Origin of the sequence: Acuticoccus sediminis, from assembly GCF_003258595.1 — a bacterium.
Classification (GTDB): domain Bacteria; phylum Pseudomonadota; class Alphaproteobacteria; order Rhizobiales; family Amorphaceae; genus Acuticoccus; species Acuticoccus sediminis.
Map to the genome: position 1 here is coordinate 354,316 of NZ_QHHQ01000003.1, position 19,883 is coordinate 374,198.

30 protein-coding genes are annotated in these 19,883 nt (G+C 68.7%); 3 read left to right on the forward strand and 27 right to left on the reverse strand.

Annotated features, from left to right (window positions below; all coding sequences use genetic code 11):
- Positions 1-9 precede the first annotated feature (9 nt).
- The 19 genes from DLJ53_RS15870 to DLJ53_RS15960 form a co-directional block, all read right to left on the reverse strand.
- Positions 10-285: a nitrogen fixation protein NifZ gene (locus DLJ53_RS15870; RefSeq protein WP_111346916.1), complete on the reverse strand. Its 276-nt coding sequence runs from the start codon at positions 283-285 to the stop codon at positions 10-12.
- Positions 282-617 carry a nitrogen fixation protein NifZ gene (locus DLJ53_RS15875; protein ID WP_111346918.1) on the reverse strand — a complete coding sequence of 112 codons (336 nt, stop codon included), beginning with the start codon at positions 615-617 and terminating at the stop codon, positions 282-284. The genes DLJ53_RS15870 and DLJ53_RS15875 overlap by 4 nt, the downstream gene beginning before the upstream one ends.
- The gene (locus tag DLJ53_RS15880; protein WP_111346920.1) at positions 614-1,381 is read right to left on the reverse strand and encodes a 4Fe4S-binding leucine-rich repeat protein; all 768 of its coding nucleotides are present in this window, start codon (positions 1,379-1,381) and stop codon (positions 614-616) included. Before DLJ53_RS15880 ends, DLJ53_RS15875 begins: the two co-directional genes overlap by 4 nt.
- Positions 1,374-1,955, reverse strand: coding sequence for a tetratricopeptide repeat protein (locus DLJ53_RS15885; protein ID WP_202913188.1), 582 nt, complete (start codon positions 1,953-1,955; stop codon positions 1,374-1,376). The genes DLJ53_RS15880 and DLJ53_RS15885 overlap by 8 nt, the downstream gene beginning before the upstream one ends.
- Before the next feature lie 7 nt (positions 1,956-1,962).
- Positions 1,963-2,274, reverse strand: coding sequence for a HesB/IscA family protein (locus tag DLJ53_RS15890; RefSeq protein WP_111346922.1), 312 nt, complete (start codon positions 2,272-2,274; stop codon positions 1,963-1,965).
- Positions 2,275-2,281: 7 nt separating this feature from the next.
- Entirely contained in the window at positions 2,282-2,503 is a 222-nt protein-coding gene (locus DLJ53_RS15895) for a YfhL family 4Fe-4S dicluster ferredoxin (protein ID WP_111346923.1), read from the reverse strand.
- A 12-nt stretch (positions 2,504-2,515) separates the two neighbouring features.
- On the reverse strand, positions 2,516-4,072 hold the full coding sequence (gene nifB / locus DLJ53_RS15900) for a nitrogenase cofactor biosynthesis protein NifB (protein WP_211100616.1): 1,557 nt from the start codon (positions 4,070-4,072) through the stop codon (positions 2,516-2,518).
- A gap of 356 nt (positions 4,073-4,428) precedes the next feature.
- Complete coding sequence (locus DLJ53_RS15905) at positions 4,429-5,295, reverse strand: SIR2 family NAD-dependent protein deacylase (RefSeq protein ID WP_111346927.1); 867 nt, start codon at positions 5,293-5,295, stop codon at positions 4,429-4,431.
- Positions 5,292-5,513 (reverse strand): putative nitrogen fixation protein NifT, encoded by a 222-nt coding sequence (gene nifT / locus DLJ53_RS15910; protein WP_111346929.1) that lies wholly within the window; start codon positions 5,511-5,513, stop codon positions 5,292-5,294. The genes DLJ53_RS15905 and nifT overlap by 4 nt, the downstream gene beginning before the upstream one ends.
- 11 nt (positions 5,514-5,524) lie before the next feature.
- Positions 5,525-5,719 (reverse strand): 4Fe-4S binding protein, encoded by a 195-nt coding sequence (locus DLJ53_RS15915; RefSeq protein ID WP_111346931.1) that lies wholly within the window; start codon positions 5,717-5,719, stop codon positions 5,525-5,527.
- A 60-nt stretch (positions 5,720-5,779) separates the two neighbouring features.
- The gene (locus DLJ53_RS15920) at positions 5,780-6,085 is read right to left on the reverse strand and encodes a ferredoxin family protein (RefSeq protein ID WP_111347823.1); all 306 of its coding nucleotides are present in this window, start codon (positions 6,083-6,085) and stop codon (positions 5,780-5,782) included.
- Between the two features lie 5 nt (positions 6,086-6,090).
- Complete coding sequence (locus DLJ53_RS15925; RefSeq protein WP_111346933.1) at positions 6,091-7,395, reverse strand: FAD-dependent oxidoreductase; 1,305 nt, start codon at positions 7,393-7,395, stop codon at positions 6,091-6,093.
- 11 nt (positions 7,396-7,406) lie between these two features.
- Positions 7,407-8,507, reverse strand: a complete 1,101-nt coding sequence (locus tag DLJ53_RS15930) for an electron transfer flavoprotein subunit alpha/FixB family protein (RefSeq protein WP_111346935.1) — start codon at positions 8,505-8,507, stop codon at positions 7,407-7,409.
- Positions 8,507-9,382 carry an electron transfer flavoprotein subunit beta/FixA family protein gene (locus DLJ53_RS15935; RefSeq protein WP_111346937.1) on the reverse strand — a complete coding sequence of 292 codons (876 nt, stop codon included), beginning with the start codon at positions 9,380-9,382 and terminating at the stop codon, positions 8,507-8,509. The genes DLJ53_RS15930 and DLJ53_RS15935 overlap by 1 nt, the downstream gene beginning before the upstream one ends.
- A 172-nt stretch (positions 9,383-9,554) precedes the next feature.
- Positions 9,555-9,899: a nitrogenase stabilizing/protective protein NifW gene (gene nifW, locus DLJ53_RS15940; protein WP_111346939.1), complete on the reverse strand. Its 345-nt coding sequence runs from the start codon at positions 9,897-9,899 to the stop codon at positions 9,555-9,557.
- A complete protein-coding gene (cysE, locus tag DLJ53_RS15945) occupies positions 9,886-10,668 on the reverse strand; it encodes a serine O-acetyltransferase (RefSeq protein WP_111346941.1) in 783 nt (260 codons plus the stop codon). Before cysE ends, nifW begins: the two co-directional genes overlap by 14 nt.
- Positions 10,665-11,858, reverse strand: coding sequence for a cysteine desulfurase NifS (gene nifS / locus DLJ53_RS15950; RefSeq protein WP_111346943.1), 1,194 nt, complete (start codon positions 11,856-11,858; stop codon positions 10,665-10,667). The genes cysE and nifS overlap by 4 nt, the downstream gene beginning before the upstream one ends.
- 104 nt (positions 11,859-11,962) lie before the next feature.
- Positions 11,963-12,259, reverse strand: a complete 297-nt coding sequence (locus DLJ53_RS15955) for a NifU family protein (RefSeq protein WP_111346945.1) — start codon at positions 12,257-12,259, stop codon at positions 11,963-11,965.
- An 8-nt stretch (positions 12,260-12,267) separates the two neighbouring features.
- Positions 12,268-12,588 carry a HesB/IscA family protein gene (locus tag DLJ53_RS15960; RefSeq protein ID WP_111346947.1) on the reverse strand — a complete coding sequence of 107 codons (321 nt, stop codon included), beginning with the start codon at positions 12,586-12,588 and terminating at the stop codon, positions 12,268-12,270.
- Positions 12,589-12,895: 307 nt separating this feature from the next.
- On the opposite strand from DLJ53_RS15960, the gene DLJ53_RS15965 reads away from it, so the two are divergent.
- Entirely contained in the window at positions 12,896-13,486 is a 591-nt protein-coding gene (locus DLJ53_RS15965; protein WP_111346949.1) for a hypothetical protein, read from the forward strand.
- A gap of 63 nt (positions 13,487-13,549) precedes the next feature.
- On the opposite strand, the gene DLJ53_RS15970 is transcribed toward DLJ53_RS15965, so the two are convergent.
- On the reverse strand, positions 13,550-13,933 hold the full coding sequence (locus DLJ53_RS15970; protein ID WP_111346951.1) for a Rieske (2Fe-2S) protein: 384 nt from the start codon (positions 13,931-13,933) through the stop codon (positions 13,550-13,552).
- A gap of 143 nt (positions 13,934-14,076) precedes the next feature.
- On the opposite strand from DLJ53_RS15970, the gene DLJ53_RS15975 reads away from it, so the two are divergent.
- Positions 14,077-14,514: a hypothetical protein gene (locus DLJ53_RS15975; protein WP_111346953.1), complete on the forward strand. Its 438-nt coding sequence runs from the start codon at positions 14,077-14,079 to the stop codon at positions 14,512-14,514.
- Between the two features lies 1 nt (position 14,515).
- Positions 14,516-14,836 carry a hypothetical protein gene (locus DLJ53_RS15980; protein ID WP_111346955.1) on the forward strand — a complete coding sequence of 107 codons (321 nt, stop codon included), beginning with the start codon at positions 14,516-14,518 and terminating at the stop codon, positions 14,834-14,836.
- 91 nt (positions 14,837-14,927) lie between these two features.
- On the opposite strand, the gene DLJ53_RS15985 is transcribed toward DLJ53_RS15980, so the two are convergent.
- From DLJ53_RS15985 to nifE, 7 genes are read right to left on the reverse strand one after another with little or no spacing between them, the layout of a single operon-like run.
- Entirely contained in the window at positions 14,928-15,551 is a 624-nt protein-coding gene (locus DLJ53_RS15985; protein ID WP_202913189.1) for a nitrogen fixation protein NifQ, read from the reverse strand.
- Positions 15,544-15,846 carry a ferredoxin III, nif-specific gene (gene fdxB, locus DLJ53_RS15990; protein WP_111346959.1) on the reverse strand — a complete coding sequence of 101 codons (303 nt, stop codon included), beginning with the start codon at positions 15,844-15,846 and terminating at the stop codon, positions 15,544-15,546. Before fdxB ends, DLJ53_RS15985 begins: the two co-directional genes overlap by 8 nt.
- Positions 15,843-16,049: a CCE_0567 family metalloprotein gene (locus tag DLJ53_RS15995; protein WP_111346961.1), complete on the reverse strand. Its 207-nt coding sequence runs from the start codon at positions 16,047-16,049 to the stop codon at positions 15,843-15,845. Before DLJ53_RS15995 ends, fdxB begins: the two co-directional genes overlap by 4 nt.
- A 10-nt stretch (positions 16,050-16,059) precedes the next feature.
- Positions 16,060-16,527, reverse strand: coding sequence for a NifX-associated nitrogen fixation protein (locus tag DLJ53_RS16000; protein WP_111346963.1), 468 nt, complete (start codon positions 16,525-16,527; stop codon positions 16,060-16,062).
- Complete coding sequence (gene nifX / locus DLJ53_RS16005; RefSeq protein WP_111346965.1) at positions 16,524-16,934, reverse strand: nitrogen fixation protein NifX; 411 nt, start codon at positions 16,932-16,934, stop codon at positions 16,524-16,526. Before nifX ends, DLJ53_RS16000 begins: the two co-directional genes overlap by 4 nt.
- Before the next feature lie 11 nt (positions 16,935-16,945).
- Positions 16,946-18,310: a nitrogenase iron-molybdenum cofactor biosynthesis protein NifN gene (gene nifN, locus DLJ53_RS16010; RefSeq protein WP_111346967.1), complete on the reverse strand. Its 1,365-nt coding sequence runs from the start codon at positions 18,308-18,310 to the stop codon at positions 16,946-16,948.
- A 4-nt stretch (positions 18,311-18,314) separates the two neighbouring features.
- A complete protein-coding gene (gene nifE / locus DLJ53_RS16015; RefSeq protein WP_111346969.1) occupies positions 18,315-19,820 on the reverse strand; it encodes a nitrogenase iron-molybdenum cofactor biosynthesis protein NifE in 1,506 nt (501 codons plus the stop codon).
- Positions 19,821-19,883: the final 63 nt, after the last annotated feature.

Sequence of the window (19,883 nt, forward strand, 5' to 3'; positions counted from 1 at the left end):
CTCGCCCCCTCAGTGGACCGGTGCGATCTCGTCCTCGGTGCAGCCGACGACACGGGTGCTGTCGAACTCCACGAGGTAGATCGGCGTGTTGGTGTCGGTGTGCATGCCGACGCGGACGATCTCGCCCTTCTCGCCCGCCCGCACGAGGAGGGCATCGGCGGCGAGCTCGGGATAGGAGCCGTCGTTGTAGAGGTCGGCGAGGCACGCGATGCGCTGCCCCCAGTCGTACTTCGGGGTGCGCGGCTCGAGCGGGAGCGGCGGGCGGGACGGGCTGGCGTCGGTCATCGGGCGACCTCCACCGGGCGCACTTCGCCGGGGAAGAGGATGTCGTCCTCCTCCTCGTCCTCGAAGGCCGCGTCGAGCTCCTTGCGCTTCATGCCGACACGGTTGCCGCTGACGAGGAACTCCACGCCGTAGATGTAGAACTGCTGCAGGAAGGTGCCGATGTGAACGACGTAGCCCTCCTCGCCCTTCTTCACGAGGAGGTCGCCGATCTCCTTGCCGGCGTAGGTGCCGTCGTTGCGCACGTTGCGCCGCGCGCGGACCTTGTCGCCGTAGTTGAACACCGGTGGGCCGGCGAGTTCGACGACGTCGCTGTCGCGGACGATGTTGGTCATGCGCTGATCCTCCTCTGTGCTGGGGCCAGACGGGTGCGGGCGACCTCGGCGACGACATCGTCGGCGTCCTCCGCGAGTCGGGTGAGGATGCCCTCGTGACGGGTTTCGAGACGGCTCGCGACCTCGTGGCGGACGCGCCAGTCGGTATCGCTGGCGAAGCGGGCGAGCAGGTCGCCGTCGAGGCGTGCGGCGACGTCGAGGCGCACCGCGGCGTCCGCGTCGTCCATCATGGATGGGAGCCATGCGTCGGGGACGCGTCGCGCGACGATCCGGCGGACCTCTGGCTCGGGGTCGGTCATCAACGGGCCGAGCCGCGCCGGGGCGATGCGCTTGGCGACGACGAGGCGGACATAATAGTCCTCGTCCCTCATCATCGGCGTCAGGTCGTCACCGTCGAGGAGCGTGGCGATGCGGATCCTCACCTCGCGGTGCGGGTCGGCGCGCAGGAGCAGGATCCTGGCTTGCGGCAGGCGTCGGGCGGCGTTCCAGCGGACGGTCTCCTCCGGATCGTCGAGAAGCCGCGGCAGCCGGAAGACGTCGGCGGACTTGGCCGCGATCGCGCGGACCTCGAAATGCGGATGCGCGAGGTAGTCGTTCGCAAGGTCCGCGTTCCAGGCGAAGAAGCGATCGATGCGCCGGGCGTAGCGGTCGTGGACGCACGCCTTGAGCGGCTGGCAGCGCCCGGCGGAGAGGCGGTCGCGATGGTCACAGGGGGCGCAATCGACGGCGCGGCCGAGATAATCGAAGGCGGCGATCTCATTCATCGTCGTCGTCCTCCCTCCCCGCCCTGGCGGCGACATCGGCGAGGACCTTCGCGCCGATGCGGTCGGCGGGATCGAGTTCGAGGAGCTTGGCGACGGCTTCCTCGGCAACGTCGAGCTCGCCGAGCCGCATGGAAAGGTAGGCATAGCCCTTCAGCGAGAAGAGCAGGAAGCGCGGCAGCACCGCGTCCCACGCCCCGAAGGCGGCGTCGTCCGGCGAGAGAGCCCGCCAGTCGGGACCGAGACCGGTCATGTCGAGCGCGGCGGTGAGGCAGCGTTCGGCCACCTCGCGCGCCTCGCTGCGGCGCCCCTTGTAGAAGAGGTAACGGTAGCGGGCGATCAGCACCGCCGGGTGGTCGGGCGCGATGGCGTCGGCCCGGGCGAGGTGATCCTCCGCGCGGGGGCTGTCGGCATAGGCGAGGCCCGCCGCGGTCAGATGTTCCTGCGCCTCGACCGGCAGGCCGCCGGCGAGGAGGACGGCAGCCGCGAGCGCCTCCTCGGATGCGTCCGCCGCGCCCGGAGACACGGCGGGCACGATCCGGCCGGATCGGTGCATGCGGGTGCTGCTGCCGCCCATCAGCATCTCAGTGGCTCGAGCAGGAGCCGGTCGCCTTCGGGTCGTGGAAGACGAGGCCGGTCTGGAGCGGAGTGTCGGCGAAGTCGATGGTGACCCCGTCGAGCAGGATGCGGCTCTCGGCGTTGAGGAAGAGGCGCAACGACCCCTTCTCCACCACCTGCTCGCCCTCGGCCGGCGCATCGACGACGGCGACGTCCGAGTTGAGTCCCGAACAGCCGCCCGGGGTAACGGCGAGACGGAAGCCGGAACCCGGCTTGCCGTCGGCCATGATCATCATGCGGATGAAACGCTCCGCGGAACGGGTCAGCTCGAAGCTCATCTGGGCCTCACGCGGCTTGGTAGCGGGGGAATTTCGGGTCGACGACGCAGGTGTCGTCGATGGGACAGACCGCGGCGCACTGCGGACTGTCGTAGTGGCCGACGCACTCGGTGCATTTCGCCGGGTCGATGACGAAGGTCGTCCCCTTATCGGAGATCGCCTCGTTGGGGCACTCGGCCTCGCAGGCCGAGCAGCTCGTGCACTGGGAGGAGACGATCTTGAACGCCATCGCGCCCTCCCCTCACGCGACGTTGATGAGAGCGCCCTGGCGGATCGAGGCGTCCCCGTGCCGGGTGTGCTCGACCTCGCCCGAGGCGACGCGCTCGAGGTAGGTGCGGAACCACTTGAGCGCCGATTTCTCGATGAAGCCGTGGGCGTATTCGTCCACCGGCTCGATGCCGGCCGCTGTCAATTCCGCCTTCGGGCAGCCGCCGATCTTGGAGACGAACACCGCGTGGCAGTCGTTGATCGCGCGGATGACGGTCGGCAGCGCATCCTCGTCGCCGTAGCCGCCCTGGCAGTAGAGGTCGACGCGGCGGTGCCCGACGAACTTGGCGCCGGCGGTGGAGAGCTCGTAGATCTGGAACTCCTTGGCGTGGCCGAAGTGCTCGTTGATGAGGCCCGAGCCCTTCGTGGCGACGGCCGCCAGGACGGTGATGTCGCTGGCGGTGCCGGCGAGCGCCTCCAGCTCCTCGGACCGGGCGGCCACCTTGGCGGCGCGCTCCTCCTCGACCTTCTCCTGGTAGGCTTTGCGGCCGGCACTGTCGTACGCGATCTCCATGTCCATGATCTTCTCGGTGGTGAACTCGGCGGACCGGTCCTCGCCCAGAAGGCCGACGGCGTCGGCGCGGCACTGGCGGCAGTGACGCATCATGTTCATCTCGCCCTCGCAGCTGTCCTGCAGGGCCTTCAGCTCCTGGGCCGAGGGGCCGCGCTGGCCGTTGAGACCGAAGACGGTGCCGTGCTCGGGGGCGGAGATCAGCGGCATGATGTTGTGCAGGAAGGCCCCTCGCGACTTCACTGCCTTGTTCACCTCGACGAGGTGCTGGTCGTTGACGCCGGGGATCATGACCGAGTTGATCTTGGCCAGGATGCCGCGCTCGGTCAGCATCTCCAGCCCCAGCATCTGCCGCTCGTGCAGGATCTGCGAGGCTTCGACGCCGGTGTAGCGCCTGTGGTTCCAGAAGATCCACGGGTAGATCTGCGCACCGATCTCGGGGTCGACCATGTTGATGGTGATCGTGACGTGGTCGACCTTGAACTTCTCGATCGTGTCGACGTGGTCCGGGAGAGCCAGGCCGTTCGTCGACAGGCAGAGCTTGATGTCCGGGGCGACCTCGGAGATGAGCTCGAAGGTCTTGAACGTCTTCGCCGGGTTGGCGAGCGGGTCGCCGGGGCCGGCGATGCCGAGGACGGTCATCTGCGGGATGGTGCTCGCCACGGCCAGTACCTTCCTGGAGGCCGCCTCGGGCGTCAGCTTCTCGGAGACGACCCCCGGCCGGCTCTCGTTGGCGCAGTCGTACTTCCGGTTGCAGTAGTTGCACTGGATGTTGCAGGCGGGCGCGACGGCGACGTGCATGCGCGCATAATGGTGGTGCGCCTCTTCACTGTAGCAGGGGTGGTTCTTGACCTTTTCCCAGATCTCGGTGGGAAGGTCGCCCTGCCCGGCGCCGGAGCCGCAGCTCGCCTTGCCGCTGCCGCCTTCGGTGCCGCAGCCCTTGTGCTCGGCGATCTGCTGCATGATGCCGTCGATATCGACCGCACCCTCATGGGCGGGATGGTTCACGGGAGAGTCCATCATCCGTACCTCGCTCTTCGACGGTCCGATGTCTTGCGAAACCGTTGGAGCAGACGGTGTGCCAGCGAGAAACATTCCAAAGAGCAGCAGAAATTCGGAGATTTACTCGACGAATTCTTAAATGCGACGGCACGCCATGGACCGGATGCGACAGGGACTGTCGTGTTGGAAACAAACCCGACGTGCCGGGTGCGACATCGGCACAGGCCCCGTGCGACACGACTGTCGCGCCGTCGACAACGCGACATCGCCGACATGCGACACGTCCCGTCAAGCCGGCGTCAGGTGTCCGGCAAACGCGAAACGGCGGCGCACCCGTGGGTACGCCGCCGTCGAGGCGCCGTGGCGCGTCGCGCTCAGGCCGGCTGGAGCAGGGCCGACGCGAGTGTCAAGAGGGGAGCTGCGACGGGAACGATCCCCTCCGCCGCGAGGAAGCGCCTCTCGTTTCGCGTCAGCGCCGTGCCAGGGTCGAACACGGCGACGTGCGGGCCGGAGGAGCGCTTGGCGATCTGCCGCGCGTAGGTCCGCAGGAGCTGGTCGTGGAAGCGGCAGCCGAGGAAGAGGAACGACCGCCCGGCCCGCCGTTCGGCGACGATGTCGGGGATCGGCGTCTGGATGTCGATTTCCGTCAGGGTCTCGACATAGTCGGCGTCGGAGATCAGGTAGTTGTGCGCCGGCCGGGTGCCGCCGTGCGGCGTGTAGAGGACCGTGCGCCACGCCGCGGGCGCTGCGACCTCGTCGCCGGCGGCGTCGTAGAAGCGGTACCACTCGGTCTCGCCGATGGCCGCCCGCGTGATCCCCTGCACCTCGCCGAAGTCGGCGCCCGCCTCGGCGAGCGCCCGCCGCATCGCCGCGTCGTACCAGGTGGACACGATCATCGGCGCGCCCATCCGGGCGAGCGCGGCGTGGAGCGGCCCCGGCACCACGGGTGGCGCGAATGCCTCGTCCATCAGCGCGGTGACGGTGTTGCGGTGACGGCGGCTCTCGATGAACTGCGCCGCCGCCCAGACGTTGCCGCGTGCCCGGGCCGGCAGGGCCACTTTGGCACCGAGAAATTCCGCCAGCGCCTCGGGCGAGGCCGGTACCGGCGCGTCCGCCCCCAGCGCGCCGGGGCCGAGATAGGGCACGATCTCGCCCTGCGCGATGCGCGGCGCCAGCGCCGCCAGCGTGGCGCCCGCGTCCGCGAAGTCGACGTCCGCCTCGTCGGGAAGGAGGCCGGTCATGGCGTCGCCTCCCCGGCCCGCTTCTTCGCCTCGACGGTGATGGGGAGCCGCGGCGCCTCCTCCATCGCCGGCAGGTCCAGCACCCAGCCGTTGGCGATGCGGATCCAGCCGCCCCACAGCCCCTCGTGCTCGGTCTCCACGATGGGCTCCTCGAGGTCCTTCTTCGGCACGTAGATCGACAGGCCCATCTCGGGCGAGCGGCGGATCATCACCTTCATGACGCTGCTCCTCAGGCCGGGACGCAGGTGTCGGGAACCGGGCACACCTCGGCGCACTTCGGACTATCGTAGTGTCCCTCGCACTCGGTGCAGAGCTTCGGATCGATGATGTAGGTGTCCGACTTGAACTTGATCGCGGCGTTCGGGCACTCGAACTCGCACATGCCGCACACGGTACACTGCGATTTGATGATCTTCAGGGACATGATCGTGCTCCTTCATGGGTTGCGGCGCATGAGGGGCGCCGACGAAGACGGGGCGGCGCGTCAGCCGAACTTGTAGAGGACGCCGAAGCCGCCGCGCGGATAGTTCCACTCGATCTCGCCGGTCTTGGCGGTGACGACGCGGCAGGTGCCGCATTCCATGCAGCCGTCGGCGGTGATCTCGACCTGCCCCTTCTCGTTCTCGGCGTAGCAGCCGGCCGGACAGGCGTGGACGAGGCTCCTGAGGGCCCTGGACGGCGTGTCATGGGGGCGGACGGTGATGTGCGGGCGCCCGGCGTCGACGAGATAGCGGTTCTGGAACAGCTTCTCCTCGACCTTCACGCGGCTCGCCGGTGTCTTCGGATCCATCGTGGTCATCGCCACGCCCTCGCCAGCTTGACCGCGTCGCCGACGAGGCCGAGCATCGAGCGGCCGCCGCGGAATTGGTTGAAGATCGCCTTCTGCTTGGTGCGCTTGTCGACGCCGTCGACGCGGAACCACGTCTGCATCGCGCCGGAGAACAGCTTTGGATAAAGATCGAAGACCTGGCGGTTGCGGTGCAGGAAACCCGGAATGCCGCGGTACTTCTTGAGATCCTTCATCACGAAGGTGCCGTCGAGCCGCGTTCGGTAGTCGGCAAGATTGGCCTTCGTCATCGGCTCGCGCCTGCGGTGCAGCGCGACCACCGTCTGCGCCGCGATCCGGCCCGTCGTCATCGCGAGGTTGGAGCCCTCGCGGTGGACGGCGTTGACGAACTGACCGGCGTCGCCCACCACCAGCCAGCCGTCGCCATAGAGCTCCGGCATGGCGTGGTAGCCACCCTCGGGGATGAGGTGCGCGGCGTACTCCTTGCACTCCGAGCCTTCGAGCAGCGGCTTGATCGAGGGGTGATTCTTGAACGCCTCGAGGAGGCCGTAGGGCGTCACCTCGCTCTCGGCGAAGTCGGAGACGATGCAGCCGATGCCGACCGAGACCGACTCCTCGTTGGTGTAGAGAAAGCCCGTCCCCGTCATGCCGGCGGTGATCGTCCCCATCGCCTCGATGACGACCCCCTCGTCGCCCTTGATGTTGAAGCGGGACTCGATCACCTCCCGCGGCAGGAAGTGCATTTCCTTGACCGCAAGCGCGACGGTGTCCGGCGGGACGATGTCGCGAAGGCCCGAGCGCTGGCCGACGAGACCGTTGACGCCCTCGGCGAGGATCACGACGTCTGCCATCACGGTTGCGCCGTGACGGTCCGTGCGGACGCCGATGACCTTGCCGCGGACGTCGCGCACCAGCTCGGTGACGGTGGTCTCGCACAGGACGGTGGCACCCGCTTCCTTCACCTTGGAGGAGAACCACTTGTCGAACTGGGCGCGGATGATCGTGTAGCGGTTCGGCTTGTCTTCGTTGAAGTCCTCGGAGCGGTAGTGCATCCCGACGTGGGAGCTGTCGTCCATCGTCCAGAGCCGCTGCTCGACGATGTGGCGTTCCAGCGGGGCGTCGTCCCGGAAGTCCGGGATCAGCTCCTCCAGCGCGTTGGCGTAGAGGATCGCGCCCTGCACGTTCTTCGAGCCCGGGTACTCGCCGCGCTCGAGCTGGAGGACCTTCAGACCCGCCTGGGCGAGGGTGTAGGTCGCCGCGTTCCCGGACGGGCCGGCGCCGACGACGATGGCATCAAACCGTTCTTCGCTCATCCTGGCGCTCCTCAGCTCGCGAGCCGGTTGACGGAGAGGTGACGCGCGAACGCGTCGGTGAGCGCCGGCAGGATCTTCACCGCGTCGCCGACGATGGCGAGGTGGGCGAACTCCATGATCGGCGCGTTCGGGTCGGTGTTGATGGCGACGATGGTGTCGGCCCCCTCGACGCCGACGCGGTGCTGGATCGCACCGGAGATGCCGGCGGCGATGTAGAGGCGGGGACGGATCGTCTTGCCGGTCTGGCCGATCTGGCGGTCCGCGGTGATCCAGCCCTTCTGCACCAGCGGTCGCGAACCGCCGTATTCGCCGCCCAGCACCGCCGCGAGCGCCTTCACGAGCTGCATGTTCTCCGCCGAGCGAAGGCCGAGGCCGCCGGCGACGACTATGTCGGCGTAAGGGAGCGCGGCCCTGCCGGAATCGCCGTCGGCGATGAAGTCGAGCACCTTTGTGACGATCTCGGCCTCGGCGAGACCGAGATCGTGGGAGACGATGCGGCCGCGACGGCCCGGCTCGCGCTCCGGCATCGCCATGACGCGGGGGCGCACGGTCGCCATCTGCGGGCGGTAGTTCAGCGTGAAGATCGTGCACAGCAGCGAGCCGCCGAAGGTCGGGCGGGTGGCCGCGAGCGAACCCTCGTCGTCGATGGCGAGCTCGGTGCAATCGGCGGTGAGGCCGGTGAGCAGCGTCGTCGCCACGGAGCCCGCGAGGTCGCGGCCGAGGTTGGTGGCGCCCAGCAGCAGGATCTCGGGCTTGTACGTGTTGACGAGGTCCGTCAACGCCCGGGTGTAAGGGTCGTTGCGGTAGTGGGTGAGGATCGGATCCACGATGGTGTAGACCACGTCCGCCCCGTGCTCGAACGCCTCGATGGCGGCGGCCGCGACCTCCTCACCGTCGCCGCCCATCACGACGCCGGCGAGCTCCACGCCGCGCTTGTCGGCGAGCTTGCGGCCCTCGCCCAGCAGCTCGAAGGAGACCGGGTGCACCTTGCCGTGCTCCATCTCCATCGCCACCCAGACGTGCCGGTAGGCCTTGAAGTGCTCGGGCAGCTCCTTCCTGGTGCTGGCCCGCCCTGCTCCGGCCGCGGGGGCCGGCTTCGGCGCGTTGCTCATCAGTGTCCCCCTGGCAGGTAGTGGTTGCCGGCCGTCCGCATGAGGTCGGTCTGCAGGTCCGGCTGACGGGTGAAGATCGCCTCCACGAGCGCAGCGGCGTTCGCCTCGGCGGTGCTGCCCTCTTCGGTGTTGACGCGCTTCGCCTTCTCGGCGCGCGCGGTCGGCGCGAAGACCTTCTTGACGATCGTCGGCGAGCCCCTGAGGCCGCATTTGGTAAGGTCCTCGATGCCGGCGTCCGCCGCGCTCCAGCGCACGACCTGGGCGCGGGCGGCACCCAGCGCGTTGTCCAGCGTGCCGCGGCGCATCTCGTTCGCGCCTTCCAGCATCGTGATGAGGACGGGCATCCGGCTCTTCAGCACCTGCAGCCCGCCCTCGGCGCGGCGCTCGACGGCGATCTCGCCCGCCGCCGGGTCGACCTCGACGATGCGCGCCACGTAGGTGAGCTGGTTGAGGTCGCGACGCTTGGCGATGCCCGGGCCGACCTGGGCAGTGTCGCCGTCGATGGTCTGCTTGCCGGTGAAGACGATGGGCGGCTCGCCGAACTCCTCGCCGATCTTCTTCAGCGCCATCGACAGGGCGAAGGAGGTGGCGAGCGTGTCTGAGCCGGCGAAGAAGCGGTCCGTCAGGAGGACGGCGCGGTCGGCTCCGAAGGCGAGCGCCTTGCGCAGCGAGTCCTCGGCCATCGGCGGGCCGAGGGTCAGCACCGTGACCTCGCCCCCGAAGCGGTCACGCAGGCGCAAGGCTTCTTCCAGGGCGAACAGGTCGTACGGATTGATGATCGTCGGCACACCTTGCCGCATGATCGTATTCGTCACCGGATGAACGCGGATCTGTGCGCTATCGGGGACCTGCTTTATGCAAACGACGATATGCATCGTTCTGTTTACCCCTCTTCCGGCTGTTCCCGGCTGGTGGATGTCTTGGTCTCCGCAAGCGCCGTGCCAGCGAGATGTCCCGGGCCCGGCACGCTTTCAGTTCGTTTTGCGCGTCGAAAGCAACGAACACTGGCGGATGACCAACGCGGTGTGTTCGAGATCCGACAACCTGTCAGGGCCCGACGACGAGCGCCGACAGCGGCACGAATGGACGCTCGGGCTCGATCTTCGGCGCCACCGCGTCCTGGTGGACCTTGAAGAGCCGCTCGGCGATCGGCGAGGACGTCACGAACTCGTCGTAGGCGTCCGCCAGACAGGCGCGGCAGCGGCGGCGGATGTCCTCGTCGGAGAGACCGTCGAACGTCCCCTCCGCCTGGGCCGAGGCCAGGTGCTGGCCCATCCGCTTCAGGATGTGGAGCCGCGCGACGTGGACGACGGCGGGCTCGTAGGACACGTCGAGCAGCGCGAAGAACTCTTCGGCCGACGACAGGCGGGACAACTCGTCAAGCACGCTCACGATGCGTCTCCTTGGGGGATTGTGGGGCGGGGATGTCGCAAAGGTCGGAAAGGCGACGGACGGCGTCGGCCTCGCCGCCCTTGAGACGGCGCGATAGGTGCGCCACGCGGCGCTCGAGGAAGTCGACCTGGTCGATCAGCTGCGCGAGCGCATCGCCGACCGGGTCGGGGATGAGGTGGTGCGAGAGGTCGATGCGCCCGTCCGAGTGCTGCCGCACGGGACCGCGCACGATCCGGCCGGGGATGCCGACGACGGTCATGCCCGCTGGCACGTCGTTCACCACGACGGAGTTGGCGCCGATCCGGCACCCGGCGCCGATGCGTACGGGGCCGAGGATCTTGGCGCCGGCGCCGACGAGGACGCCGCTCTCGAGGGTCGGGTGGCGCTTGCCGGGCGACCAGCTCGTGCCGCCCAGCGTCACGCCGTGGTAGAGCGTCACGTCGTCGCCGACCTCGGCCGTCTCGCCGATGACGACGCACGCGCCGTGGTCGACGAAGAAGCGCCGGCCGATGGTGGCACCGGGGTGAATGTCGACATTCGTGACGAGACGTCCGAACCACGACAGGACGCGTGCGGGAAAGCGCAGGCCCCGCCGCCACATGACGCTTGCCGCACGGTGCCACACCACGGCGTGGACACCCGGATAGGTGAGGACGATCTCGACCGTCGACCGGGCGGCGGGGTCGCGCGCCTTCACGCAGGCGATGTCCTCCGCGACAAGGGCCCAGAGCGAGGGACGCGGCTGCTTTTCGGCGTGCGATGCGCTCATGCCGGTAACCCCGCCTCGGCACCGTGCCGCTCCTGCCAGAAAGGCGACGCCTCCTGCAGCGAGCGGACGATGGGCGGCAGGACGGCCAGCACGCGGTCGATCTCGGCATCCGTCGTCTCGCGCGACAGGCAGAGGCGGATGGCGCCCTCCAGCGCCGTCGGCGGGACCGCCATCGCCTTCAGGACGTGGGATGGCTCCATGCTGCCGGAGGCGCAGGCGGAGCCCGACGAGGCGGCGATGCCCTCCTTCTCGAGGTTGAAGAGGATCGCCTCGGAATCGAGCCCGTCGAAGGCGAACGCGAGCGTGCCGGGCAGCCGCGACGCGACATCGCCGAGCACCTCCACCGCAGGCACCGTGGCGAGGATCCCCGCCTCCAGCCTGTCCCGCAGGGACGTGATTCGCGGCAGCTCGGCCGCCATGCGCATCGTGGCGAGCGCCGCGGCGCGGCCGAGCCCGACGATGCCCGGCACATTCTCCGTGCCGGCTCTGCGCCCGCGCTCCTGCCGTCCGCCGCGGATCAACGGCGCGTACGGGACGCCCTTCCTGACATAGAGCGCGCCGACACCCTTCGGCGCGTGGAACTTGTGTCCGGAGAGCGACAACATGTCGACGGTGGCCGACGCGACGTCGATCCGGACGCGACCCGCCGCCTGCACCGCATCGGTATGGAAGAGCGCACCCGCTTCGTGCGCGAGGGCGGCGAGGTCGGCGACGGGGAAGATCGTCCCGGTCTCGTTGTTCGCCCACATGACGGTGGCGAGCGCCGTCCGCGGGCCGAGCGCCGCCTTGTAGGCCGCGATGTCGATCCGGCCGGAGCGGTCGACACCCACGACGGTCACACGGGTCCCCCGTGTCTTTTCGAGGTGGGCAAGGAGGGCCAGGACCGCCGGGTGCTCCACCGCGCTGGTGACGATTTCGTCGCGCCCGGGATCCGCCGCCAGGGCGGAGAGGATCGCGGCGTTGTCGGACTCGGTGCCGCCGGAGGTGAAGACGATCTCCGCGTCGCTCGCGGCCCCGACCAGGGCCTTCACCTCGCCCCGGGCAGCCTTCACCGCGGTGGCGACGCCGGCCCCGAAGGCGTGCGTCGACGAGGCGTTGCCGAAGGTCTCGCCGAAGAAGGGCAGCATGGCGGCGACCACCTCGGGGTCGGTCCGCGTCGTGGCATTGTTGTCGAGGTAGATCGGCGGCATGGCGGCCTCCCCGCTGGAGCGCGGTCCCGACCGGAACAGGCGGACCCCTCGCTCGCTGTTCAGACGTGGCGCATCGCCGGCTCGCTGCGGCGAGCGGCGCTGCGTTAGAGCTTCACGCCGCCCATCACCGGAACGAGGCGGACGAACTCGCCGAGCCGCTCGACCATCTTCGACTGGATGCCCTCGAGCGTCATCGAGGCGAGCTTGCACATGACGCACGCGCCGGTGAGGCGGACATAGATGGTCCTGCCGTCCACCTTCACGAGCACGCAGTCCCCGCCGTCGCGCTGCAGGTTGGGGCGGACCTCGTCGAGCACGGCGTTGATTGCGGCGATGCGCGCCGCCTCGGCATCCGTCGGTGCAGCCGTCGCAGGCGATGTGGCGTTCATGGTCTCCAGCATCACGATCCTCAGCCGAAGGACTTGCCGCAGGAGCAGCTCGACGCAGCGTTCGGGTTCTCGAAGGTGAAGCCCGAGCCCTGCAGCGCGACGACGAAATCGATGGTGGTGCCGGCAAGGAAGGGCTGGCTCTTGCCGTCGATGTAGACGGTGACGCCGTCCGTCTCGATCACCGCGTCGTCCGGCGAGGGTTCGGGCACGAGGCCCATCGAGTACTTGAAGCCGGCGCACCCGCCGGTCTCCACCATGATCCGGAGCCCGCCGACCGGATCGGAGGTGTTGGACATGGCGGTGCGTACCGCATCGAGGGCGCTGCTCGTCAGTGTGATCATCGGTGTCTCTCCTGATCGGCGGTGTCGTCGACCCGCGGAGAGGCTTGCGCAAAGGGTGTGCCATGGCCGAAGCCGCAGAAAGGGCGAGTATTTGTCGAGCAACGTCGACGACGTCGGTGTGTGATGTTCGACAACATGTCGCGTTTCGTCAGGTTCATGACGGGACCGGACCGCGCCGCCAGCCGGTTCGACTTTGCGACAACGGTGTCGGCTTTCCGACAAGCCACGCCACCCGGCCGGGCGGCAACCCCTTTGCAGCGGGGCCGGCAGCGCCCCGACCGGCGCGTCCACCCACGAAAGGCTTGCCATGACGACCATCGACGACACCGCCCTCGCCCGTCTGGAGGCCGAGGGCCGCCTCTTCAACGCCGTTCTGAAGGCGGAGATGCCGCAGCCCGGCCGTTTCGGCTTCCGCGGCGACATCGCGCTCCGGTTCCAGCAGCAGATGGCGGACGAGAAGCGCCCGCCGGACTACTCCATCGAGCAGGTCGTGACCTTCGCCCGCGCGGGCGAGGCGATCATCCCCGCGCTCGCGGGCTACCTCCACTCCTTCGCCTATCTGGAAGACGTGGTGAAGGTGATGGGCGACCTCCTCAGCCCGACGGGCGTCTACCTGATGTTCTGCAACAACATCGACCTGCGCGCGCAGTACCGGGTCGTGATGAACGGGATCCCGTTCTCGGTCCTGCCCTGCGACGAGTCGACGGTGTGGAAGGAGCTGACCGAGCTCCTCGGCATCGAGAAAAGCGAGCTGAAGAAGCTCGACACCGCCGGCAAGACCGACGTCGTCCTCGACGCCCTGCTCGACTTCGGCGACGCCTTCGACGAGATCACCTTCCAGCGCGGCGTGGAGGTGATGGAGCCGGTCCGCAACCGCAACGAAAACCGGCCCGTCTGAGGCTCACCCCGCGGCCGAGGTGGGCGCGCCCGGCGCTCCCTCGGCGTCCTCCCGCGGGTCGCCCTACTCCGCCACCGCGAGGCGGACCCCACCGACGACGACGTCCCCGTCGATCACCTCGACCTTGACCCGCTCCAGTGCGGATCCCGTCGCCGGCCCGCTGGCGCAGGCGCCGTCGGCGAGCGCGAACGTCGAGCCGTGCTTGCCGCAGATCAGCCGCTCGCCGGTCGTGTCGAGGAACTGCCCCTCCTCCCAGTCGAGCCGTGTGCCGGCGTGGGGACAGCGGTTGACGTAGCCGACGACGCGCCTGCCCCACCGCACCAGCACCACCGGATAGGGCACCTCCCCGCCCGTCGCCTCGTCGATCCGCGCCAGCACGAGGCCGACGGCCCGCCGGTTCGGAATGTCGTCGATGCTGCACACGATGTAGGAATTGTCGCACGTCATTGTCGGACCTCGCCGAAATGGAGCCCTGTCACCTTCCCGACATTGCAAGAAACGGACGACGCCGGAGCCATTCTCATGTTGGACACGGTGGCACGAATGTTGACCGTACCGTTGGCGACACAGGAGCACGAGGAACCGAACCCATGAAACTCGCGTCTCAATTCCAGGACTTGTCGTTCGATGACATCAAGCCGCTGCTTAACGGTGGCTCGCTGACCATCTACTCGGTCGCCCGTCCCCGGTCTGCGGACCTGCCTGTGGAGCGGAGCGCGGCACTCGCCACCTTCACGCTCGCCTCCCCCGCGTTCGGGCCCGAGGAGGGACTCGACGAGCCGGTGTTCGTGGCGCTCGCCGTCCCCGCCAGCGGCGGCGGCACGCCGGGCTTCGCCCGCCTCGCGACGGCCGACGGTACGATCGTCGCCGACCTCTCCGCCGGCCCGGGCCAGCGGGAAGTGAAGTTCACCGAGGTGTCGTTCTCCAGGGACGCGCCGGCGGAAATCGCGGCCTTCCACCTGCTCCCGGAGGAGAGTTGGCCGGAGAAGCCGGCGTTCTACCACACCAGCCGCGCGGCGAGGTCCTGATATGGCCGCGCCGATCCACGTGAAGACCACCGCCGACGGCCGCGCCGTGGAGGTGAAGGGCCTCGCCGTGACGCTGGCCGGCCAGGTCGAGGCGTTCGAGCTCATAAAGGTGGCGGACCATCCGAACCGCCGTGCGATTCTCGCGGCCGTCCCCGAGGCGACGCACATGGCCGGCCGCGTCCCGCTCGACGAAGCGCAGGCGGCCACGGTGTTCGCGGCCTTCGCCAGGGCCGAGGCCGAGATCCTGGCGCACCCGACGGCGATCGCGGAGCGCTTCCGCCTGGCGGTCAACCGGCGCGCGATGATCGACGGCATCGAGTGACACCGAAGGCCGGGCACAGGCGGCGGCGCCCGGCCGGCTTTCGAAGCCGGCCGAACCACCTGAAACACCGTGGGTGGGCTGGGCGCGCGCGTCAGATCGCGCGGGACTGCGCGGTCCCGGCGCCGGCCGCGAGGCGGGCCAGCCGCGAGGCGCCGTCCTCGTCGCCGAAACACACCTCGACTTCGTCGCATTCGGCACAGGTCGGTGCGGGGCACAGCGGGATCCCCTCTGCCCCGCATACCGTGCGATAGATGAACTTCTTCCATTTCATGTCGCCACGGTTCCTGGCGGCGAACCCGGCGAAGTGCCGCGTCATCAACGACTTCAGCTCGGAGCGGGCGTTGAGTCCGAGGTCCTGCCAGAGGTGGCGCGGGGCCTTGCAGCGCCGTGCGACCATCGCCGCCAACGGCCGCGAGATCACCGGGTCGCCGCTCATGAAGACCAGCAGGACGTCGCGGACGGACGCCTCCTCGGCATCGCGTTGGTGCGCGGGACCGCCGCGGGCGGCGATCTCGTCCGCGGCGGCGGGAAACACCGCCTCGGCGAGACGGGCGAGGTCCGCGTGGTCGAGGCCCGCCCCCGCCGCGAGCCCCTCCCCGTCCACCAGCGCCACCGCGAGGATCGCAGCCAGGATGTGGACGTCGAAGGGGTCGCGCGCGGGATCGGCGGCCGCGACGAGGCGGTCGTAGAAGGCGATGGCGCTCGCCTCAGACAAGCGCCATCGCCTCCGTTGCATGGCTCTGACAGCCGGTGGGGCAGACCCTGGCGCAGGCGCCGCAGCCGATGCAGGCGCCGGCGTCGTTCATCACCATGACCTGCTTCTCGACTTCGTCCTCGTCATCCTCGTCGACGTCGACGATCTCGCCGTCCTCGTTGACGCCCTTCAGCGTCATCACCTCGCGCCCGCAGACCTTGTAGCAGCGGCCGCAGCCGATGCAGCGCTCGGGGTCGATGGAGACGAGGTAGTCGGGGACATACTCCCGCCCGTCGCGGGTGGCGTACGCGCTCATGCCGCCTTCGCCTCCAGCGCCTTCAGCTCGGCGCGTTTGGCCTCCAGCGTCTCGTAGGTGGCGTGCGTCTCGGAGGCCACGTCCATGATGGTCTGCCAGTTGACCGGAAGGTCCTCGGCGAGGTCGTGGAGGTTCATCTTCATCGTCGTGGCCCGGGAGGAGAGCTTCTTCACTTCGGCCTTGAGGGTCTCGATGTCGGACATGTCGGCACCTTCAGTATTTTGCGACTTCAGGGAATTCTTCGATCATCCCGACGCCCTGGCGGACGTACTTGTCGCCCTCGGCGGCGAGCTTTTCGAGGGTGTCGAAGCCGAAGCGGTGGACGTCGCGGAGTTGCTTGTTCACCACGATGAGCCGGCCGCCGATCAGCACCATGCGGCCGAAGCCCTCGTGGTGCATGTGCATCATCGGCGTGATCATCACGCGCGTCTGCTTCTCGATCATCAGGCAGACGGCGTTGAAGAAGAGCTCCAGACGCCAGACCGTATCGGGGTCCGGGTCGCCGACGATGGGAAGCGCGCGGCGGGCGGCCTTGTCGACGATATAGGGCTCGATGAGATCGAGGTCGGCCTTCCCCTCCCACGTACCGTGGGTGTCCTGGGCGCGCCAGACCTTCACCAGCTCCCTGATGAACGGGAGGTCTGCGGGGTTCGTCTCCCGTACGGCGGCGGCGTCGCTCATGCCGCGTCCTCCTCGTCGTCGAACTCGAAGGTCTTCTCCCGGCCCTTGGCCATGACCTTGCGGAGCCACGGCGGCGGGTTGCCGGCCAGAACCGCGCGCAGCTTCTCCAGCAGCGCCTCGATCTCTTCCGGCTCGCTGACCTTCATCGGGTGGATGTTCTGGGCGACGACGCGCGCCGCGCCCGAGCCGCCGATCGCCGCGACGTAGAGGATCGCGCAGTCCCTGATGGCCTCGAGCTTGGGGGCGAGCTTGTCCTCGTCGCCGTCCTCCTTGAGGTCGCCCTCGAAGGCAACGGTCTCGGCGTGGGTCCAGCCCTCGGCGGTGAGATCGTAGATGGCGATGGTCTTGGCCCACCCGAAGTGGGCGTCGACGCGGCGACCATCCTGCGTCGCGAATGCGACCTTCATGGTGTCCTCCTTCAGTGGTGGGCGCGACCGGCGTTCTCGCCGGCACTACGCCAGGTGTCGGGAGTGGGCTCGTGCCGCTCGTGCTCGGCGATCATCAGGTTGGCGATCCGAAAGATCGTGTCGCGGGTGCCGCGGTAGCCGAGGTGCGTGACGTGGCCGGCGCCGATGCGGTCGAACATCGGGATTCCGGCGCGGTAGAACGGAATGTCGAGGCGCGCCGCCATCTGCCGGCCGTGGCTATGGGTCACGAGGAGGTCGCACGCGCGTTCCGCCGCCATCGTCTCGAGGTCCTCGAGGTCGCCGATGACCACCTCCTCGGTCGGCACCTTCGCGAGCGAGGGCGAGGGCGTGGTCGTGACTGCGGCGGTGACCTCCGCGCCGATTTCCGAGAGCATCGACGAGAGGTCCAGCAGCAGGTCCGGCTCGGCGCCGATGGCAAGACGCACGCCGCCGGTATGGAAGTGCGCGTCGAGCATCGCGTCGACGAGCTGGCCGCGCTGGCGGCGGTACTTCGCCGGCACCTCGCGCCCGGTATGCTCGGCGAGGAAGCCGATCAGCTCGTCCACCGCGCCGAGGCCGCAGACCCGTTCGAAGAGCCGGTACGGGACGCCCGTCTTCGCCTGAAGCGCTTCGGCGGCGGCGCGCATCTGGTTGCCGATGGCGATGGTGATAGCCGCCTCCCCCATCCGTGCCACATCGCCGACGGACGTGCCGCCGATGGTGGTGGGGGTGAAATCGTCGGGGATGTGGCCGTCGAGGGAGCCGGAGATGTCCGGCAGGATCGTCGGCATGAGGCCGAAGTCCTCGAAGATCGTCCTGAGCTCGTCGAGGTCGCCGGGCGACAGGTGCGCGCCGGGCAGGACGTTCACGCAGCGGGGGTGCCGCTCCCCGCGCCAGGGCTCCACCAGCGCCTCGACGGCGCGCGTCACGGTCTTCGCCCAGCCGTCTTCGAAGGCCCCCTTGAAGTCGGGCGTCGAGACGGTGACGAGGGCGAGCCTCGCGTACTCGGGGTGGCGCTCACGGAAGAGCTTGATGAAGCCGTCAAGGTCGTCGCCCTTGGTCTCGGTGACGCCCGTCGAACAGATCCCGATCACCTCGGGGTTCGTGCGCCTGGCGATGTTGAGGATCGCCTCCTCCACGTTTTCATAGCCACCCAGCACCGTCGCGACCTCGCTCATCGCCGTCGTCTGGAGCGGGATCGACTCCTTGAAGTGACGGGTGAAGAGGACGAGGCCGAAGGAGGTGCAACCCTGACTGCCGTGCAGCAGCGGCATCGCGCCCCTCAGGCCCATGACGGCGAGCGCGCCGCCGATGGGCTGGCTCATCTTGAGCGGATTGACGGTGCAGGATTTTTTCGACGCGCGGACCGTCGCCATCGTCCTACTCCACTGCCTGGAGCGCGGGAGTGGGGCTCGCCATCGGCGTGACCGGAACCGCGGTCGGCGCGCTCGCCGCGACGGTCGCCGCGTCCGGCTGGGCGATGGCGCGCTCCTGCCAGGTCGCCTCGACCTCCCATGGCGGACGGCGGCGCACCTCGGCCCACACCGGGTTGAGGAGCGCCTTCTCGATCTCCGTCAGGAGCGTCACCATCCCGACATAGCCCATGTAGGCGTGGTGGCGCTCCTGGTTGATGTCGAGCCAGGGCATGAACGCCTTGAGCGCCACGAATTGGGACCGCGCGCCGGACAGCATGATGTCGGCTCTCGCGTCGCGGAGCATCTTGTACATCTCGCGCGGCGTCATGTTCTCGATCATGTGGGCGTCCTCGCCCATCAGCTTCTTGATCTTCTCCTTGTCCTCCCTGGTCGACTTCTTCACCGAGGTGCCGACCAGCTCCAACCCAGCCTCCTGCAGCGCCGCGACGACGGACCAGGACTTCACGCCGCCGGTGATGAGCAGCACCTTCTTGCCGGCAAAGCGCGGGCGGAACGGCCGGATCGCGGCCCAGGCCTTCGCCTCCTCACGGGCGATGAGCGCCTCGGTGCGGTCCATCAGCTCCGGATCGGCGCCCTGCTGGACGAGAAGGCCGGCGATCTGGCGCAGCGCATCTGACGAGTCCTCGATGCCGTAGAACGAGCCCTCGAAGTACGGGATGCCGTAGCGCTCCTCCATCTTGCGGGCGACGTTGATCATCGCCTTGGAGCACACCATCATCGCCGCCCTGGCACGGTGGGACATGGCGACGTCGCGGTACTTCGCGTCGCCCGAGATGCAGGCGCGGATGCGGATGCCGAGTTCGTCGAGCAGCGGCTTCACCTGCCAAAGCTCGCCCGACAGGTTGTACTCGCCGATGATGTTGATGTCGTAGGGTGAGACGTCGTCCGGCTCGATGGTGCCGATGACATGTTCCAGCAGGGCTTCACCCGCGAGCTTGTTGCCGAGGTTCTTCGCGCCGACGAAGCCCGGCGAGTTCACCGGGATCACGGGCTTGCCAAACTTCTCGGCTGCCGCCCTGCAGACGGCGTTGATGTCGTCGCCGATCATCGCCGGCACGCACGTCTGATAGACGAAGATCGCCTCGGGGTCGTGGCTGTCGAGGATCTGGCGGATGGCCTTGAAGAGCCGCTTCTCACCCCCGAAGACGACGTCGTGCTCGGTGATGTCGGTGGTGAAGCCGGTGCGCCAGAGCTGGCTGCCGGAGGATTTTGCGCCCCGGTTGTCCCACGAGTTGCCCTCGCAGGCGATCGGACCGTGGACGAGATGGGCGACGTCCGTGAACGGCTGCAACGCGATCTTGGCGCCGTCGAAGGCGCATCCGCCGGCGGCGCCGCCGGGCTGCAGCGCCTTGGTGCAGCCCTTCTTGCGGTCCTTGGCAGATTTCGCCTGGTTCTTTCCGCATCCCGGCTCGTTGAAGACGTCCTGGATGGTGGCCGACAATGAAGCCATCTCGCCTCTCCGGTGTTGATCAGGTGGAGACGCCCGGTGGCGCGGAGCCACCGGGCGTGGAGC

Bases quoted from the DNA above. Each gene is read 5' to 3' on its own strand.
- DLJ53_RS15870 (WP_111346916.1), bottom strand. From the start codon at position 285: ATGACCGACGCCAGCCCGTCCCGCCCGCCGCTCCCGCTCGAGCCGCGC.
- DLJ53_RS15875 (WP_111346918.1), bottom strand. From the start codon at position 617: ATGACCAACATCGTCCGCGACAGCGACGTCGTCGAACTCGCCGGCCCA.
- DLJ53_RS15880 (WP_111346920.1), bottom strand. From the start codon at position 1,381: ATGAATGAGATCGCCGCCTTCGATTATCTCGGCCGCGCCGTCGATTGC.
- DLJ53_RS15885 (WP_202913188.1), bottom strand. From the start codon at position 1,955: ATGGGCGGCAGCAGCACCCGCATGCACCGATCCGGCCGGATCGTGCCC.
- DLJ53_RS15890 (WP_111346922.1), bottom strand. From the start codon at position 2,274: ATGAGCTTCGAGCTGACCCGTTCCGCGGAGCGTTTCATCCGCATGATG.
- DLJ53_RS15895 (WP_111346923.1), bottom strand. From the start codon at position 2,503: ATGGCGTTCAAGATCGTCTCCTCCCAGTGCACGAGCTGCTCGGCCTGC.
- nifB (WP_211100616.1), bottom strand. From the start codon at position 4,072: ATGGACTCTCCCGTGAACCATCCCGCCCATGAGGGTGCGGTCGATATC.
- DLJ53_RS15905 (WP_111346927.1), bottom strand. From the start codon at position 5,295: ATGACCGGCCTCCTTCCCGACGAGGCGGACGTCGACTTCGCGGACGCG.
- nifT (WP_111346929.1), bottom strand. From the start codon at position 5,513: ATGAAGGTGATGATCCGCCGCTCGCCCGAGATGGGCCTGTCGATCTAC.
- DLJ53_RS15915 (WP_111346931.1), bottom strand. From the start codon at position 5,719: ATGTCCCTGAAGATCATCAAATCGCAGTGTACCGTGTGCGGCATGTGC.
- DLJ53_RS15920 (WP_111347823.1), bottom strand. From the start codon at position 6,085: ATGGATCCGAAGACACCGGCGAGCCGCGTGAAGGTCGAGGAGAAGCTG.
- DLJ53_RS15925 (WP_111346933.1), bottom strand. From the start codon at position 7,395: ATGAGCGAAGAACGGTTTGATGCCATCGTCGTCGGCGCCGGCCCGTCC.
- DLJ53_RS15930 (WP_111346935.1), bottom strand. From the start codon at position 8,507: ATGAGCAACGCGCCGAAGCCGGCCCCCGCGGCCGGAGCAGGGCGGGCC.
- DLJ53_RS15935 (WP_111346937.1), bottom strand. From the start codon at position 9,382: ATGCATATCGTCGTTTGCATAAAGCAGGTCCCCGATAGCGCACAGATC.
- cysE (WP_111346941.1), bottom strand. From the start codon at position 10,668: ATGAGCGCATCGCACGCCGAAAAGCAGCCGCGTCCCTCGCTCTGGGCC.
- nifS (WP_111346943.1), bottom strand. From the start codon at position 11,858: ATGCCGCCGATCTACCTCGACAACAATGCCACGACGCGGACCGACCCC.
- DLJ53_RS15955 (WP_111346945.1), bottom strand. From the start codon at position 12,259: ATGCTGGAGACCATGAACGCCACATCGCCTGCGACGGCTGCACCGACG.
- DLJ53_RS15960 (WP_111346947.1), bottom strand. From the start codon at position 12,588: ATGATCACACTGACGAGCAGCGCCCTCGATGCGGTACGCACCGCCATG.
- DLJ53_RS15965 (WP_111346949.1), top strand. From the start codon at position 12,896: ATGACGACCATCGACGACACCGCCCTCGCCCGTCTGGAGGCCGAGGGC.
- DLJ53_RS15970 (WP_111346951.1), bottom strand. From the start codon at position 13,933: ATGACGTGCGACAATTCCTACATCGTGTGCAGCATCGACGACATTCCG.
- DLJ53_RS15975 (WP_111346953.1), top strand. From the start codon at position 14,077: ATGAAACTCGCGTCTCAATTCCAGGACTTGTCGTTCGATGACATCAAG.
- DLJ53_RS15980 (WP_111346955.1), top strand. From the start codon at position 14,516: ATGGCCGCGCCGATCCACGTGAAGACCACCGCCGACGGCCGCGCCGTG.
- fdxB (WP_111346959.1), bottom strand. From the start codon at position 15,846: ATGAGCGCGTACGCCACCCGCGACGGGCGGGAGTATGTCCCCGACTAC.
- DLJ53_RS15995 (WP_111346961.1), bottom strand. From the start codon at position 16,049: ATGTCCGACATCGAGACCCTCAAGGCCGAAGTGAAGAAGCTCTCCTCC.
- DLJ53_RS16000 (WP_111346963.1), bottom strand. From the start codon at position 16,527: ATGAGCGACGCCGCCGCCGTACGGGAGACGAACCCCGCAGACCTCCCG.
- nifX (WP_111346965.1), bottom strand. From the start codon at position 16,934: ATGAAGGTCGCATTCGCGACGCAGGATGGTCGCCGCGTCGACGCCCAC.
- nifN (WP_111346967.1), bottom strand. From the start codon at position 18,310: ATGGCGACGGTCCGCGCGTCGAAAAAATCCTGCACCGTCAATCCGCTC.
- nifE (WP_111346969.1), bottom strand. From the start codon at position 19,820: ATGGCTTCATTGTCGGCCACCATCCAGGACGTCTTCAACGAGCCGGGA.